This window comes from Mesorhizobium sp. WSM4821, from assembly GCF_055901555.1.
In genome coordinates this window covers 4,721,714-4,736,454 of sequence record NZ_CM148371.1, presented here as the reverse complement: position 1 = coordinate 4,736,454, position 14,741 = coordinate 4,721,714, and the positions used below count along the sequence as shown (strand labels likewise).

The window sequence follows — 14,741 nt, the reverse complement described above, 5'->3', positions numbered from 1 at the left end:
TCCAAATGAAATTCGTCAATCCGCGCAACGCGCCGCCCACGGACGACCGCGTTCCCTACTGGGATGAGAACAAGGCGGCCGGCCTCGACGGGTCGATCCCGCCGGCCAAGGTGCTGAACGACACGCAGGACGAGATCCTGAAGGTCATCACCCAGGCCGGCCTGACGCCCGATCCCGCCGACCCGACGCAGCTCTGGCAGGCATTGTCGCTGCTCCTGGCGGCGGTCTCGTCCGGCGGTGCGCCGTCGATCGAGGTGCCGCCCGGCTCGGTCTCGATGTTCGCCGCCGAGACCGCGCCGTCCGGCTGGCTGAAATGCAACGGCCAGGCGGTCAGCCGCACGACCTATGCCGATCTGTTCGCGGCCATCGGCATCGCATGGGGGGCGGGCGACGCGGTCACCACCTTCAATGTGCCCGACCTGCGCGGCGAGTTCGTGCGCGGCTGGGACGATGCGCGAGGCATCGACACAGGTCGCGCTCTCGGCGGCTTCCAGGATTGGGCCACTGCGGCGCCGAAGACCACGACGCCGCAAAAGATCAAGGGCGACGGCTCGCTGGCCGCCCTGACCAGTGCCAGCAACCCGTCGGCAATCGGTTTTGCCCGCGCTTCGAAAACCGGCGAGTCTGTGACCGTCAATGGCTCCGACTCCAACCAGTCAGGGATTGAGCTCGACCTCAAGAACGCGGTGACCGGCGACGCCGAAACCCGGCCGCGCAACAAGGCCGTTCTCTACATCATCAAAGTTTAGCCTCACGGGCCGCATCGCCGCCTGCCGGCGGCCGGCCCTCCGGCGGGGCGCGCCACTTGGCGCGACGCCCGGTCGGGCTTGCGGCCTTCGGCCGTGGCGTCTCACCATCATCATTAAGGACTTCACTCAATGCCCGCACCCGACCTGTTCGGCATCCTCGATGTCGTCAAGAAGCTGACCGCGCCGGCCGGGCTCGAGGCCGCGCATCGCGACGGTTTCTCCTGGGCGCGCAACGGGCTTTCCTATGCCGATTCGACCAAGCTGACCGCCGGCGACTGGAACCGCATCCTCGCCAATCTGCGCATGGTTCTGATCGGCTCCGGCATCGACCTCGAGACACTCGACCCGACCAGCCCGGCGCTGCTGCGCGATGTGATGGTGGCCTATATCGCCGCCAAGATCGTCGAGGAATTCCCCGGCCTGTTCGAGGACAACAAGGAGGAGGTTGCCACCGAACTGGCGGCGATCCCCGCCTTCGTCACCGCCGTCATCACCGCGCTGCCGACCAATCTCGTGCTCAAGGCCGGCGACACCATGACCGGACCGCTGGTCCTGCCCGGCGACCCGGCCTCGGCGCTGCAGGCCGCAACCAAGCAATATGTCGACGCGACGCTGGCTGCCCTGGTCGATGCTGCGCCTGGCACGCTCGACACGCTCAACGAATTGGCGGCGGCACTCGCCGACGATCCGAATTTCGCCGCGACCATGACGACGGCGCTGGCGGGGAAAATATCCGCCGCGCTGCTGACGACGCAGGGCGACATCATCTTCCGCGACGCCAGCGGGCCGCAGCGGCTGGCCAAGGGCGTGCGTGGCAAGGCGCTGGTGGCCGGGACAACGGAGCCGGAATATGGCGGTGTCGGCGTGGCGATCGTCGCCGCGCTATCGGGCACATCTGTCGATTTCTCGGCCATTCCGGCGGGCGTTCGGCGCATCCGCGTCGGCCTCGCCGGCCTGTCCGTCGATGTCGCGGCCACCATCTCGCTGCGCATCGGCACCGGTGGCGTTCCAGCCAGCGCCGGCTACACCGGCACGGTCAGCAATCTCGCCATTGACGATGTCGAACTGGTCAGCGTTGCCACCAGGATCCCCGTCACCGGCGTTCAGATCGGCGCCGCCACCATTCTGCACGGGATGGTCGAACTGACGCTGATCGACCCGGCCACCAACACCTGGCTGGCGATGGTCCATGCCGGCAGGACCGGCGCCGGGCAATACTATCTGGCGCATGTCGCCGTCAGCCTGGCCGGCGCCCTCGACATCGTCCGGCTGACGACCGTCGAAGGGACCCCCGTCTTCAATGCCGGGACGGCCAACCTCACCTACGAGTTTTAAGGCGATGAAATACGTCTTTCCCGACGTCGAGCCGATCCGGCCCGGCTACGACATCGAAATCCGGCTGCAGTTCCCGCAGGATCTGTGGGACGCCGAGGCGATCGGCAGCGGCCGGCTGGTGGCGCAGTTCCGCGCCGCCGTGCCCGGCCCGGTGCTGTTCGAGGCCGACACGGCAACCGCGACCTTGCAGCGCGAGGCGCCGCGCACACTTGCCTTCTTCCTGTCGGAGGCGGCGACGCGGCCGATGGATCAATCGACCATCGTCGTCTTCGACATCGCCCGCATCGAAGGTGGCGACAGCCGCATCGTGCTCGACAAGGTGATCTGGCCAGTCCTCAAAACGGTGACCCGCGATGTCGCATAGCGCAATCCTTGAAGTTCCTGTTCTCGTTGTTTCCGGGCAGGCCGGGCAGTCGTTCCTAATCGCGCAGAGCGCCGCGGACCTAGTCGCGGATTTCGGCCGCGACGGTGATCGCGCCATCATCCGCTCCACCGGCGACGAATGGCTAAAGACGGTTGGGGTCTGGGTTGCTACCGGCGGCAATTTCTGGGGCACGCTCCTGGAGCAGGGGGGCGCGCAGGTCAACGCTGCAACCGTCGCATCCAACGTTGCTATCGAAGCCGCGCAGGCGACGAACGCGGATCGTATCGCAGTCCAGGAAGCTGTCGGTGAGCTTGATACTCTCTATGATCGGGTCGAAGACGTCGAGGCGCTGGCGCTAAGCGGCGTCAAGCCCGCGAAACAGGCGGTGCGGTTGCTGGTCACAACCGCCGCCGCGCCTTCCGCGATGATCGCTGGCGCAACACTAGACGGGCTTGTGCTAGTCGAGGGCGACCGCATCGCGCGCGCCACAGCTGCGGGTGCGGTGGCCGATGGCGTTTATGTCGTCCAGGCGGCAGGATCGGCGATACGCTCGACCGACATGGGCGCAGCGGACGATCTGCTGGGGGCGAGATTCGATGTCGATTTCGGCACGCATGCTTCCGAGACATGGGCCGTGCAAAACCAGGCGCCGATCACTGTTGGCACGACGGAAATTACGATCGTGAAGACGACATCCGCCAATCTCGTCACGGCTGAAGTTCAGGCCGCGCGGGGGTCTGATGTCTCGCTCAATGCCCGCATCACCGGTATCGCCACCGGCGTGGAAACTCTGAATGAAGTTCTTATTGAGCCTGACGAATTCTACATCGATGGACGCCTCGTCGTTGCTGGCTTCAAGGATGACAATAATCGCTTCCCGATAGCGGTTTTCGAGGACGGCAGCGTCTATGTGCACGGCTACGAGCCGATCTGAATTCATTACAAGGACAGGGGTGCACCGCAGTGGCGTCACGTATCATAAGCATGGGCAGGGCGCTTTCTGGCGCCGACCTTCCCCCGCAGGGGTTCAAGGTAAGTTCCCTTTTTTCCGGCGGCTACAAAGGCGTCTACTTTGATTTCACCGACGTCGCGTCTCTGTTTCAGGACAGTGCCGGGTCCACACCTGTCGCGGCAGCTGATGATCCGGTCGGCTTGGCCCGTGATAAATCAGGCCTTGCGAACCATGCGACGCAGACGACGATCGGAAACCGGCCTGTCTATAAGACTAACCTCTACAACGGCAGACCCGGCATAGATTTGAATACGGTGGGTCGAAAGCTGCTCACACCTTCTTTTTTAGACGCAAGCTTTAACACTGCCTTTACATGCTACGCGGTCGTGCAGAGTGCAGGGGCAGCGACAAAGATTTTCGCCTCGGCTTCTGGACTTAATTTTTACGGCGGACGTGTGGGCAGCGCTTTTGCTGCTGCAAACTCGGCAGCATTGTCAGATACGCAGATTTCCACGACACTACAAGGAACTACTTATCTGCAGACCTTCACCTATGATGGCGCTACCAAGAGGATCAGAGTTCATGGCCCGTCTAGCCAGATTCTAACCAGGGAGATGGCAACGGGTAATCTCACCCTCTCTGGCGCGCTGACGATCGGTGATCTTTCAACTGGAGGCTTTACCTGGGATGGTGCGATCCTTGGACTTCTGATCATTAATCGCGTTCTGACTGCAGCGGAGCAAGCACTGTTGCTCGGCTTGTACAAGCAGAAGTTCAACCTCAACATCAACACAAGCCCACGTGTCTGGTGTGATGGCAATTCATTGACGTTCGGAACGGGTTCGGCAAATCCGTCTACGGACTCTTATCCAGCCCAGATGGCCGCATTGCTACCCAGCTGGGATCTATTCAACCTGGGGGCGCCTGGCTATACGACGGCTCAACTTGATGTGGCGGACGCATCACGCCTTGACCCGCTCCACGATCTGGCCCGCCCGAAAGACATTATCGTCATGTGGGAGGTGACGAACGATCTCTATTTTGGCGGAGCAGTGGCCGACGCTCTCACGCGCTATGCTTCGTGGTGTCAAGGTGCGCGGAATGAGGGATTCAAGGTGATCGCGGCAACCATTCTGCCGAGATCTGGTGCTGGCACGCCCGGTACGTTCGAGGCCTCCAGGTTGACGGCCAACACTTCGATCAGGGCAAACTGGGCAGCATATGCTGATGCACTTGCCGACATTGCCGCCGACCCCCGGATTGGCGATCCCGGCGATGAGTTGAACGCCACCTATTATAATGCTGACAAGGTCCACATGACTGCGGCTGGTTATGCAGTCGTTGCCGGTATAGTGGCGCCGGTTGTTATGTCGATCTAGCTCAGCAAAGCGGATTAGGTGCCAACTGGCCAGATTTTTCTTATCGGGATGCGCGGGAAAAGAGTGCTATCAGAAACCGCTCGCGCCAAGTGGGTGGCGATACTCTCATTCCGAGTAGCCTTCTGCCATCATTCGTTAGTGTTATGTCGACGTAGGTTCCCCATCCCCCGCCAGCAAAGTCAACCGACACGTAACCGGCATCTTGCAATCGTAGCAAGTTGGGGTTCGACAGTATTACATCGGTTTCGGTAGTCTGGATTCGCCCGGACTGCTGCCGCAAGAGAGCAAGAAGGTCGCTAGATGAAGTCGGTGCCACGTCCATTCAGGTGCCTCGATCCCAGTGAAAGCGCACGATAAAGCGCCGATCATCCCAAACAGTCAACCTTTCACAAGGTAGGAAGGAACGATGAAGCCGGTGGTGTTGGCAGTCACGTTTGATGATCTTAAGGCGCTTCACAAGGTGATGGTTGGTCATTGACCCGCTCTAACCAGTGGGAGCTTTCGCGAGTCTTGACGCTGAAGGAACTCGCCGATTGGTCGCTCAACCAAGAGGTGGAAAGTAATCCCGGCTCCAATCGCCACAGCGATCGCACAAAGGAGCGCGATCGACGGGGAAAGTTCTGGGTAGACTTTTGAGAGCAGCTTGTTGGCTCCGACGAGTGTTGGGTAATGAACCAGGTACAGTGAGTAGGACGCCGCGCCCAACAGCAGGAACGACTTTGGCCACAACGTGGGCGATTTCAGATCCATGCTGCAAAGCCCGACAATGATCACCATGCTAGAGGCGGCGTAGCACAGATGTCGAATGATCTCACTGAGATGCAGTTCGGCAACGGCACAAGCGGCAAACAGGCACACTCCAGCCACCGCGATGGCGACGCCATGGCGAAGGTTCAAGATCCTCGAGAGGAACGCCGCCGCCATGCCCAGGTTGTGTGCGTCAAGTTCTGCAAATTGAGGCGGCCATGGTGGTGGTCATGCGGCTTGGCGCAGAGCGAGCTTTTTGTGCTCGCGCAGGTCGTCCATGTTGATGTAGCGGTTTGCCTCCATCCAGTTTTCGTTGGTTTCGACGGCCATTGCCCTGACCAGGCGCAGGCAGCTCTGTGAGTTTGGAAAGATGCGCACGACATAGGTGCGGCGGCGGATTTCCTCATTGAGGCGCTCCAGCATGTTGGTGGATTTCAGGTGCTTGTGGTGCTGGCGCGGCAGGCGGAAGAAGGTCAGCGTGTACTCGATGGTCTCCTCCACCCAGGTCGTCAGCCGCGGATAGCGGCCCGACCATTTGGCAAGCCATGCAGCGAGATCGGCCTTGGCCTCAGTGAGATCGCGCCGGTCATAAAGCCAACGCAGTTCCTGCAGGCAGTCGTCGCCGTGCTTGCGCGGCAGGTGATCGAGCGCGTTCCTGAGGAAGTGCACGTAGCAGCGCTGCCACGCCGCTTCGGGGATGACCTCGCCGATCGCTGCGACCAGGCCGGCGTGATCGTCGGACACGACCAGCTCGACGCCCTTGAGGCCGCGCGCCTTCAGGCCGACGAGAAAGTCCCGCCAGGCCGAGCGGCTCTCGCGATTGGCCATCTCCACGGCCAGGATCTGGCGCCTTCCATCCCAGTCGATGCCGACCGCGATCAGCACAGCCTGGCTCATGACGATGCCGGCCTCGCGCACCTTCTCGTAGCGAGCATCGAGGATGAGGTAGGCAAAGGGCTCCTGAAGCGGCCGCTCGGCAAACGCCTTCAGGCTCTCGTCCAGGCGTTTGTTGATGGCCGAGATCGACGAGGCCGAGAACGCATGGCCGCACAGCTCTTCCGTGATCGCCTTGACCTTCCGGGTCGACACGCCTTGCACATACATCTCCGCGAGCGTCGCCACCAAGGCCCGCTCCGAACGCTGGTAACGCTCGAACAGCTCGGTGGAGAAGCGGCCGGCCCGGTCCTGCGGAACCCGCAGCTCAAGCTTGCCGACGCGGGTGACAAGGGTGCGGCCGTAATAGCCCGAGCGGTAGCCGAGACGCTCCGGCGTCCGCTCGCCCTTCGAGGCACCCAGCGCCTCGTCCATCTCGGCCTCGAGCACCTCCTGCATCACCGCACGGATCACTTCGTGCAGTCCTTGCGGGTTCGAAAGCAGAATGTCTTTGACGGCGGCGCTGGCGGTCTTACTTTCAATCTTGGTCATGGTGGCGTTCCTTCCAGGGAATCAGGTGACGTGAACAATCACCAGCCTGCCATGACCGCCCTCTCTCAGCGAATTTGCAGAACTCTCAGCACACTACCCATGCCCATAGCGAAATGAGCAGGATATGGCGCGAAGATGAAGGACTTCGCGTCAGGAAAGACCATGGCGCACAACAGCCAGCCAGCCATTAAAAACGCCCCGCTTTTCGGCGCGAATATCAAAATGCAGAACAGGACGTAGAAAAGCATCTCGTAACAGAGGGTCCACGCGACACCGAGTATCTGCCCGTCTGGACTAGGAAACAGCGCGATTGCTCGCAGCAGAGATGGCAACTCCAATTCGTGGCCGGTTCCAGCCTCAGGCATGACGAGAAAGATCGCGATCACACAGGCCAGTGCCACCCAATAGGTCGGATAGATTCTGCGCAAAACGCTTGATCGCGTAGTGTGGGAGGCTGGCCCTGTTCCCGATGTCGCGGCTATGTACCCACCAAATGATGAAGCCTGACAAAACGAAAAAGAAGTCGACCCCCGCCTTTCCAAAGAGGAAAGCTCCATTCGTAATAGGCGCACCGAAATATTTGGTCACGGCGAGTTCCGAATGCAGAAGAACGACCAAGAGGGCTGCGGCCCCGCGTCCTACCTGAATGCTGTCAAGCCGCATTTACGGCTGACCCCGCCGCGAAGAGTCCCGGTTGGTTTTTTTGTTGGACCACCAGATGAAATACATCGAGCCCAATTTTAGCACCGGAACGCGACGATCGCGTTCTCGCGTCCGCAACTCGCGATAGGTCTTCACCTTCAGCGTGCCTCCAGGCAACTTGATCCGCAACGTCATGCCATCTAGCTCGGCCGGCGCAATGCATTCCGAATAACGTCGGCCTCGTTGATGTCGCCGCTCTTCAGAACTTCCCAGCGGCCGTCGATCAACCTTAGCAGGCCATGATCGGCGGTGCGGATTTCTCCGCCCTTCAGCGCCACATTCGCTCGAAAGTCCACGCTGTGTGAAGCCCACGGCCCGGCAAGAATTATCAGGTCTCTACGGGGTCCGTCCGCCATGGGCATCTCCTTTGAAGCCCGATCCCTACCTAAAAATCCGAAACCGCACAACCTGCCCGCGAGGGCGGAAAGGACCGACATGCATCTCGTCAAGAACTGGCGGGCAGTGATGAAGCGCGCCTGGTCTGTCCGGCTGATGATCCTTGCCGGCCTTCTGTCCGGCTTCGAAGTAGCGCTGCCGCTGCTCGACGGGCTGCTGCCGATCGCGCCAGGCGTCTTTGCCGCACTATCCGGGCTCACCGTGGCCTTCGCTTTCATCGCCCGCCTTGTCGTTCAAAAAAACCTAGGAGAGAAGAAATGAGCCGTTTGAAAAAGGCCGGCGTCGGCATCACCGTCGCTGGCTCGCTTGCCATCGGATTGATCGGTGGCTTCGAGGGGTTGCGCACCAGGGCGTACCGCGATGTCGTCGGCGTTCCGACCGTCTGCTTCGGCGAGACGCGCGGCGTCAAGCTCGGCGACGCCTACACAACCGACCAGTGCAAGGCGATGCTTGGTGATGCGCTGGTCGAGTTCGAAACCGGCATGCGCCGCTGCATGGCCGCGCCCGATTCTGTGCCGGACAAGCCCTACGTTGCCTTCCTGTCGTTCACTTACAATGTCGGCGTCGGCGCCTATTGCAGGTCGACGCTGGCCAGGCGGGTGAACACCGGCGACATCCGCGGCGCCTGCAACGAGCTGCCCAAATGGAACCGCGCCGGCGGTCGCGTCATCAAGGGCCTCACCACGCGCCGAGCCGAAGAGCGCAGGATCTGCCTCGAGGGTATCCGCTGATGGACGCCAGGACCGTCAGCGCCATGGTCGTCGGCGCGGCGATCGGCGCCGGCACCATCCTCGGCGTCGAGCTGGCGGCATTCTGGTGGTGGCTTGGCCAATGACCCAGATCAGGCTCGTCCTCGCCGGCATCGTCGCGCTGGTCATCCTCGGCCTCTTCGGCGCCGCCGCCGTCTATCGCGGCAACGCCATTTCCGCCCGCGCCGAGGCCGATCAGGCGCGCGTCGACCTCCAGACGGCCAAGGATGTCATCAAGGCCAACGAGGAAGCACTGGGCCGCCTGAAGGCGCAGCAGCAGCGCGATGCGGACCTCGCCGCCAGGCTCGCCGAACAGCTGGCGGAAACCAACGATGCGCTGAACACGGCAACCGATGAACGCCGCAAGGCGGAGAGAGACAATGAAGACGCTCGCAAGTTCCTTGGCCTTCGCATTCCTGACGCTCTGCGCGGGGTGCCAGTCGGCCCCAAAGCCGGCGGTCCTGACTAAGGTCGAGATCGTCAAGCCGCGCGTGCCGAAGGTGCTGACGGCGCCTTGCGGCAAGCCGTGGCGCAAGGGGCCTGGCGCCGCCGGAGGTGCCGAGACGGTGGACGACCTCTACGCGCGTGGCGACGCCAACGAACAGCGGCTGCTGGCCTGCGGCACCAAGATCGACGGCGTTAGAGCATGGGACGAGGGACTATGATCGCCCTCATCCTCGTTTCATGCGCCCTGTCCGGGCAGGACTGCCGGCCGGCCATTCTCGCCGACGGCATGCAGCCGATGGAATGCATGGTCCAGTCGCAGCGCGTGGCGTCCGCATTCGCGCACGAGCACCCGAATCGCAAGGTCGTCCGGGTGATCTGCGCCGATCGCAGGCGGATCGATTTCTATCTCGGCCGCGACGCGGCGTGAACATTGGCAGTGCATGCATGGAAAGGGCCGGGGGACTTGAACGAGGATCACGAGATGTCGAACACGTCGGAGAAGATCGCCGAAAACGTCATGCTCCTTGCCGTGGCGCGGCTATCGATGGCGCTCTCGCTGCCGGCGCTCGGCTTCGTGGCCGTTCTGTTGAACATGAACCTGGAGCAGAAATTCCAGGCGCAGGACAACAAGATTGTCGCGCAAAAGGAATCGGCTGATCGCCAGGCCAACCTGACGACAGCTCGCGTCGAGACGGTCGAAAGGGTGGCTCAGTCGGCGATCGATCAGGCCGGCAAGGTCAATGAACGTCTGATCAGCGTGGAAACGAAACAGACGCAGGAAAGCGCGGCGTCGGAGCGGTTCCAGAGGGACACGCTGACCCGGCTTGATCGCCTGCAGGATTCGATCGTCAGCCAGTCGAATGCGATCTCGGCGCTGACGGCTACGCTCCAGGCCGCCGCCGAAGACCGCAATCGATCGCTGCCGTCGCGCTGACCTTCCGATCCGCGCCCGGCGGTTCCGGGCAACCCCCACTCATGGAGATGAAGAGATGGGCATTCGTTGCAAAATGAAACTGGAGAACGTGTTCGCACAGGCGTGGGGCGGCGCAAAGGCGATCTTCCGCTGCGAGTATGATCAGAAGCTCGCCGAGGATGTTTCCTTCCAAAAGGCGACGCCCTCCGGCCACGCGGAGTTTCAGATCGACAACCCGAAGGCCGCCGAGCAGCTGGTGATCGGCAAAAGTTATTATGTCGACTTCACTCCAGTCGAGGCCTAAGCGTCGGGCTCGGGTGAGTGGCCCCGATCTTCTATCGCTCATGAAGGAAGACGGACCCGTATTCTGGTGCGCTACGCATCAGCGCATCGCCACTCGCGTCGAAGTCGTTCGCGACCATCCTTGGGTTGAAGATCGCCAGGAGTGGTATTGCGACGGCCATCGGCCTGCCGCGTGCAGTTGCGTCGAGCTGGCGTAGTTCCTTGCTCGCCTATGAGCCCGCCGTGCCGAAAGGTGCGGCGGGCTTTTTTGCGTTCAGGGATCTGGGCTTTAGCGATGAAAGAATAGCAGTCAGCCGGCGAACAGGTGCTTGGAACCGGTCGTCACCATCCAGTTCGCCCGGTCGATATGGCTGCGAACAGCGTTGCGCGCGCGGACCGGTTCAATGGCCGGGTCGATGCCGAGAATGCGTTCGGCCATCTCCTCTATGCTGGCATTGTCGGCGCAGTAGTCGAGGATCTGACAATAGATGGTGAAATGCTCTCTGTCGTAAGCCGTGATGGAGTCATTTGACCAGGGAACTTCTTCAAGTAGTCCAGGTTTCATGTCGAACAATGCCTTTCAGATTGCCATGCGCACCAGCTAGAAGGTCCGAGCTCGCTGATGATAGGGTGCCCCTCCAAACCGGGGATGATGGCGCGGGCTTGGCATTCGTCAAGGGCCAGAGCTATATCGCCGGGATGGCCGGCAGAACCATTCAGGACGTCATCGACAGCGGCGACACCATCGAGGCGTGGTGCCATCGCCCGGCCTGTCGTCATCACCAGGCCCTCGATTTCATCAAGCTTCGCGACAGGCTCGGGCCGGATCATGGCGCCATGCATGACGACATCGTGCCGAAGCTGAAATGCTCGAAATGCGGCGGCAAGCAGATCGGCCTGACGGTGCAGCCGAAGGGCACCAGCAAGGCAGGCGCGCCGTCGACATGGGGCATGATGCCGCCCTGATCGCTATCCGGAGATGAGGGCGGCAGCAAGGATAAGTTGTTGTGACACGGCGGCCGATCCTATGCCGCAACTTGACACGGCACGCGAGGTGTCGTGACACGGCGCATTGATTTCATTGAATTGCTGGGAGCCTTCCAAGCTGAATATGCGGGTTCGATTCCCGCTACCCGCTCCAGATTTCCATCCTCTGCCCCGGCAGATCTGACGCATGACCCCAAGCCAAGGGCAGCGCAGATCGAAACGCTTTGCGGACGGGACCGTCCGCAATTGAAAATTCAAGGTGTTGGAGCTTCGTGGTGCGTCCAACGAGGCGCGGCGAGGTAGTGCATGTCGCGCAAAAGTATGCAGCGGTTTTGCGATAACGACATGCATAAAAAGGAACTTAAAGCGCGTCGCATGATTCCGTTCAAACGCGAGGCGCTTTAGTTGGCGAACTTACTGAATATCGACGCGAGCTGATTCTGCGGCGGCACCTGTCCGTTCGGCGTCAGCTTGTCGACGATACCAGGCAAGGCCGCGGACAATTGCTTGACCACGTCCTGCTCGCTCATCCCCGCCCTTTGCGCGATCTCGCGAATGACCTGTGGGCCTAGCGCATTGCCCAGATCGTTGGCCTGGATCGGCCGGTTCTGCCCGGTGCCGACCCACGAAAAGGCGCGGGTGCGGGGCTTTGAGCCTGGTCCGTCTGGTCGGCACTTTTGCCGCTCAGCATTTTTCCAACCAACAACGCACCGAGCGCGATCATCAGTGGCTTGGCGACGTTGCCGCCGGGAACGGCATTGTCAAACAGTCCCATTGTGGATCTCCATGTCAATGTTGCCCATCCCACCCACAATGACTCATTCGGGCTGAATTTCAATTTGGCTGGAGCTTTCCGTAATCATCAATTTCAAGTTGGCTTGAGCTTTGCTTGATGATGTGGAAGTAATTGAGGGCGGGGAATGGAGAGGAAAATGTCAATATTAAGCTGGATCATCCTCGGCGTCATCGCCGGTTTTCTTGGCAGCAAGGTCGTCAACAAGAGCGGGCAGGGCCTTGTGCTCGATATCGTGCTCGGGATCGTGGGCGCCATCGTCGGCGGGCTGATCTTCAGCGCCTTTGGCGCGTCGGGGGTTACCGGCCTCAACATCTACAGCCTGATCGTCGCCGTGATCGGTGCGGTGGTTGTTCTTTGGGCCTATCACCAGTTCGCCGGGAAGCGGGTTCTCTAGAAATCGGGGCTGCTTCGGCGACGCGGGACGTGCACTGACCAGCCGCGTTCGGCCCTGTATTCAACATCGCGGCTTTCCGCTGTGGGAAGCCGTGCCCCTCTGAAACGCCCTACCTGATCCGTTTGAAAATTTCGCCGTCAGCACGTTGAGGCCGGCTTCGAGTCCTCCGGCCAGGATTGGCAACAATTCATCGAGCAACCGCCTGAAGGCTGTTTCGAGAGCCGCGACACCGCCTGTTCCGGCAGGCAGGTCGGGCATTGCCCCCACCATGATTCCTTTGACAGAGAATGCGAAAACGAAACGATAACTTGGTTGAGCGTTTCTAACATGGCGCAGGTCGGCAATGGCGATTGAAATAAAACAGCTCGCGATCACCTACTATCCCATTCCCAAGAGCGGCAGCAGCAGCGTCAAATTTGCGCTTATGGCGCTCGACGGAAATCAGCACGCTCTCGCCGATCCGGACAATGAGGTTCATGGGCACCTGACGACGAATTACGTCGACCCCTTCGTTGCGGTCTACGACGGACACAAGGGCAAGTTCACGATCGTTCGCGATCCGCTGGAAAGGCTCCTCTCGGCCTATACGAGCAGGATATCCGATGCTCGGGTTTTGACCAGGCCGACTGCGGACAAAGTGAAGCTCGAAAAATTCGGCATTCCGGTTGACCCAGACTTCGATACCTTCATTTTCAACATCGAGAAATACTGCGCATGCTCGTGGGAGATCCAGTTCCACGTGGCATCGCCGCGCTATTTTACCGGCTGCAACCTGTTCCTCTTCGAACATGTCTTCAAGTTCGAGCAGATGGACAAAGTGGAGGCGTTTTTGTCTTCCGTAAGCGGACGGGCGCTCGATATGCCCCGGCTGCAGATCGGCGGCAGGAAAATCAGCCCTTCGGATCTGTCGCCGGCGGCACTGGCCAGGGCGATGCGGTTTTGCCGTTACGACTATGGTTTTCTCGTCGACCACTACGATCCGCAAAAATGGGGAGGTATTCCTGAAGGCGATGCCGGCGATCCCTCAACGCTGCATGTTTTCGGCGATCCGGCAGCCTTGCGCGATGGCCGGATCGTCTACCCCCGAACGCCGCGCAATCTCCTTCACTTCATGCTCAAACGCTCGCTCCTCGAGCCGAGGATAAGCCTTTAGGGGCAGGTCAGGTCTAGGCCACCACGGTCAGCCGGCGCCTGCGCTCGTCGAGCGACACGATGGTCAGCCCGCTGGCGACCACCAGCAGGATGCCGCCGATCGCCAGCGCATTCGGGAATTCCTGGAATACCACCAGACCCGAAATGACCGCCCAGACGGTGAAGCAGTAGTAGAATGGCGCCACCACGCCGGTCGGGCCGACGCGATAAGCCATGAAGATGAAAAAGTGGCCGAAGATCAGGAACAATCCGGCCCCGGCCATCAGCAGCAAATGATGCGTCTCGGGCGTCACCCAACGCTCTGACATCAGATGCGCGGCGCCTGAGCCGGCCAGCACCACCACCACAGCGGAAATTGCGACGATCATTCCAGGTACATTGGCGGCGACCCGCCGCCCGGCCAGATCGCGCGCGGCGGCGAATGCCGCATTGCCGAGCGCCAGCAAAGCGTAGATCGATATTCCCTGCATGGTCGGCTGCGCCACCATCACCGCCCCGATGAAGCCGAGCCCGATCAGCGCCATGCGCAGCCCACCGATCCGCTCGCGGAACATGATGGAGGAGCCGACCAGCACAAGCAGGGGAGTGATCTGCCCCAAGGCGGTCGAATCGGCGATTTGCATGTTGGCGAGCGCCACTACGTAGCAAAGGATTGCCGCCAGCTCGAGCAGGTTCCTCTGCAGCACCCTCCTGTCGAGGATCAGCGGGATCTGCCTGGCGTAGCCCAGCGAAAACAGCAACGGAATGCCCCACAGCGTTGCCGCCGTCCCGCGCAGAAACAGCACCTCATAAGGTGGTAACCCCACCGTCGCGAGCTTCATCATCGTGTCGTTGACGACATAGGATCCGGTCGAGAGGATCATGAACAGCGGGCCGCGGATGGCGATCGGAATGAAATGCATCGGGTCAGGAGATCAGAGTGGCGCCACACCGGCAATGGGCCAGATCCGACTGTAAATCCGGCAAGGCAGA

At 61.1% G+C, this 14,741-nt stretch carries 22 protein-coding genes and 1 pseudogene; 15 read left to right on the top strand and 8 right to left on the bottom strand.

All coding sequences use genetic code 11. The features are described 5' to 3' along the window. Nucleotides 1-5: 5 nt before the first annotated feature. The 5 genes from AC0NID_RS23035 to AC0NID_RS23015 all read left to right on the top strand — a co-directional run bounded on the left by AC0NID_RS23035 (nucleotide 6) and on the right by AC0NID_RS23015 (nucleotide 4,779). Nucleotides 6-749, top strand: a complete 744-nt coding sequence (locus AC0NID_RS23035) for a phage tail protein (RefSeq protein ID WP_473457135.1) — start codon at nucleotides 6-8, stop codon at nucleotides 747-749. 129 nt (nucleotides 750-878) lie between these two features. Then, nucleotides 879-2,084: a hypothetical protein gene (locus AC0NID_RS23030; RefSeq protein ID WP_473457137.1), complete on the top strand. Its 1,206-nt coding sequence runs from the start codon at nucleotides 879-881 to the stop codon at nucleotides 2,082-2,084. 4 nt (nucleotides 2,085-2,088) lie between these two features. Beyond that, on the top strand, nucleotides 2,089-2,448 hold the full coding sequence (locus AC0NID_RS23025; RefSeq protein WP_473457138.1) for a hypothetical protein: 360 nt from the start codon (nucleotides 2,089-2,091) through the stop codon (nucleotides 2,446-2,448). Continuing rightward, nucleotides 2,438-3,382: a hypothetical protein gene (locus tag AC0NID_RS23020; protein WP_473457139.1), complete on the top strand. Its 945-nt coding sequence runs from the start codon at nucleotides 2,438-2,440 to the stop codon at nucleotides 3,380-3,382. The genes AC0NID_RS23025 and AC0NID_RS23020 overlap by 11 nt, the downstream gene beginning before the upstream one ends. A gap of 29 nt (nucleotides 3,383-3,411) precedes the next feature. Next, a complete protein-coding gene (locus AC0NID_RS23015) occupies nucleotides 3,412-4,779 on the top strand; it encodes an SGNH/GDSL hydrolase family protein (RefSeq protein WP_473457141.1) in 1,368 nt (455 codons plus the stop codon). Nucleotides 4,780-5,250: 471 nt separating this feature from the next. Here the strand turns inward: AC0NID_RS23015 and AC0NID_RS23010 are convergent, their stop codons facing one another. From AC0NID_RS23010 to AC0NID_RS22990, 5 genes are all read right to left on the bottom strand, one after another. Continuing rightward, nucleotides 5,251-5,703 (bottom strand): acyltransferase family protein, encoded by a 453-nt coding sequence (locus tag AC0NID_RS23010; RefSeq protein WP_473457142.1) that lies wholly within the window; start codon nucleotides 5,701-5,703, stop codon nucleotides 5,251-5,253. A 51-nt stretch (nucleotides 5,704-5,754) separates the two neighbouring features. Next, a complete protein-coding gene (locus AC0NID_RS23005; RefSeq protein ID WP_473457143.1) occupies nucleotides 5,755-6,951 on the bottom strand; it encodes an IS256 family transposase in 1,197 nt (398 codons plus the stop codon). Nucleotides 6,952-7,016: 65 nt separating this feature from the next. Beyond that, nucleotides 7,017-7,379 (bottom strand): hypothetical protein, encoded by a 363-nt coding sequence (locus tag AC0NID_RS23000; RefSeq protein WP_473457212.1) that lies wholly within the window; start codon nucleotides 7,377-7,379, stop codon nucleotides 7,017-7,019. Continuing rightward, complete coding sequence (locus AC0NID_RS22995; protein WP_473457144.1) at nucleotides 7,309-7,614, bottom strand: acyltransferase family protein; 306 nt, start codon at nucleotides 7,612-7,614, stop codon at nucleotides 7,309-7,311. Before AC0NID_RS22995 ends, AC0NID_RS23000 begins: the two co-directional genes overlap by 71 nt. A 179-nt stretch (nucleotides 7,615-7,793) precedes the next feature. Next, nucleotides 7,794-8,009, bottom strand: a complete 216-nt coding sequence (locus AC0NID_RS22990; RefSeq protein ID WP_473457145.1) for a hypothetical protein — start codon at nucleotides 8,007-8,009, stop codon at nucleotides 7,794-7,796. Nucleotides 8,010-8,088: 79 nt separating this feature from the next. On the opposite strand from AC0NID_RS22990, the gene AC0NID_RS22985 reads away from it, so the two are divergent. The 7 genes from AC0NID_RS22985 to AC0NID_RS22955 all read left to right on the top strand — a co-directional run bounded on the left by AC0NID_RS22985 (nucleotide 8,089) and on the right by AC0NID_RS22955 (nucleotide 10,462). Continuing rightward, nucleotides 8,089-8,310 carry a DUF7940 domain-containing protein gene (locus tag AC0NID_RS22985; RefSeq protein WP_473457147.1) on the top strand — a complete coding sequence of 74 codons (222 nt, stop codon included), beginning with the start codon at nucleotides 8,089-8,091 and terminating at the stop codon, nucleotides 8,308-8,310. Further along, nucleotides 8,307-8,780, top strand: a complete 474-nt coding sequence (locus AC0NID_RS22980; protein ID WP_473457148.1) for a lysozyme — start codon at nucleotides 8,307-8,309, stop codon at nucleotides 8,778-8,780. The genes AC0NID_RS22985 and AC0NID_RS22980 overlap by 4 nt, the downstream gene beginning before the upstream one ends. Before the next feature lie 100 nt (nucleotides 8,781-8,880). Then, nucleotides 8,881-9,267 carry a hypothetical protein gene (locus tag AC0NID_RS22975; RefSeq protein WP_473457149.1) on the top strand — a complete coding sequence of 129 codons (387 nt, stop codon included), beginning with the start codon at nucleotides 8,881-8,883 and terminating at the stop codon, nucleotides 9,265-9,267. After that, entirely contained in the window at nucleotides 9,152-9,463 is a 312-nt protein-coding gene (gene lysC, locus AC0NID_RS22970; protein WP_473522319.1) for an Rz1-like lysis system protein LysC, read from the top strand. The genes AC0NID_RS22975 and lysC overlap by 116 nt, the downstream gene beginning before the upstream one ends. Next, nucleotides 9,460-9,672, top strand: a complete 213-nt coding sequence (locus tag AC0NID_RS22965; protein WP_473457151.1) for a hypothetical protein — start codon at nucleotides 9,460-9,462, stop codon at nucleotides 9,670-9,672. Before lysC ends, AC0NID_RS22965 begins: the two co-directional genes overlap by 4 nt. Nucleotides 9,673-9,726: 54 nt before the next feature. Further along, nucleotides 9,727-10,179: a hypothetical protein gene (locus AC0NID_RS22960; protein ID WP_473457152.1), complete on the top strand. Its 453-nt coding sequence runs from the start codon at nucleotides 9,727-9,729 to the stop codon at nucleotides 10,177-10,179. Between the two features lie 55 nt (nucleotides 10,180-10,234). Next, on the top strand, nucleotides 10,235-10,462 hold the full coding sequence (locus AC0NID_RS22955) for a hypothetical protein (protein ID WP_473457153.1): 228 nt from the start codon (nucleotides 10,235-10,237) through the stop codon (nucleotides 10,460-10,462). Nucleotides 10,463-10,750: 288 nt separating this feature from the next. On the opposite strand, the gene AC0NID_RS22950 is transcribed toward AC0NID_RS22955, so the two are convergent. After that, complete coding sequence (locus AC0NID_RS22950) at nucleotides 10,751-11,005, bottom strand: hypothetical protein (RefSeq protein WP_473457209.1); 255 nt, start codon at nucleotides 11,003-11,005, stop codon at nucleotides 10,751-10,753. Between the two features lie 98 nt (nucleotides 11,006-11,103). Between AC0NID_RS22950 and AC0NID_RS22945 the strand changes: the two genes are divergently transcribed. Then, a complete protein-coding gene (locus tag AC0NID_RS22945; protein ID WP_473457154.1) occupies nucleotides 11,104-11,406 on the top strand; it encodes a hypothetical protein in 303 nt (100 codons plus the stop codon). 422 nt (nucleotides 11,407-11,828) lie between these two features. Here the strand turns inward: AC0NID_RS22945 and AC0NID_RS22940 are convergent. Further along, a pseudogene (locus tag AC0NID_RS22940) lies at nucleotides 11,829-12,202 on the bottom strand (YidB family protein). A 157-nt stretch (nucleotides 12,203-12,359) separates the two neighbouring features. Here AC0NID_RS22940 and AC0NID_RS22935 point away from each other — a divergent pair. Both AC0NID_RS22935 and AC0NID_RS22930 read left to right on the top strand, forming a co-directional pair. Further along, nucleotides 12,360-12,617 (top strand): GlsB/YeaQ/YmgE family stress response membrane protein, encoded by a 258-nt coding sequence (locus AC0NID_RS22935; protein WP_473457155.1) that lies wholly within the window; start codon nucleotides 12,360-12,362, stop codon nucleotides 12,615-12,617. A gap of 343 nt (nucleotides 12,618-12,960) precedes the next feature. Continuing rightward, nucleotides 12,961-13,770 (top strand): sulfotransferase family 2 domain-containing protein, encoded by an 810-nt coding sequence (locus AC0NID_RS22930; protein WP_473457156.1) that lies wholly within the window; start codon nucleotides 12,961-12,963, stop codon nucleotides 13,768-13,770. A gap of 13 nt (nucleotides 13,771-13,783) precedes the next feature. Here AC0NID_RS22930 and AC0NID_RS22925 read toward each other — a convergent pair whose 3' ends face one another. Beyond that, nucleotides 13,784-14,671 (bottom strand): DMT family transporter, encoded by an 888-nt coding sequence (locus tag AC0NID_RS22925; protein WP_473457157.1) that lies wholly within the window; start codon nucleotides 14,669-14,671, stop codon nucleotides 13,784-13,786. Nucleotides 14,672-14,741 lie beyond the last annotated feature (70 nt).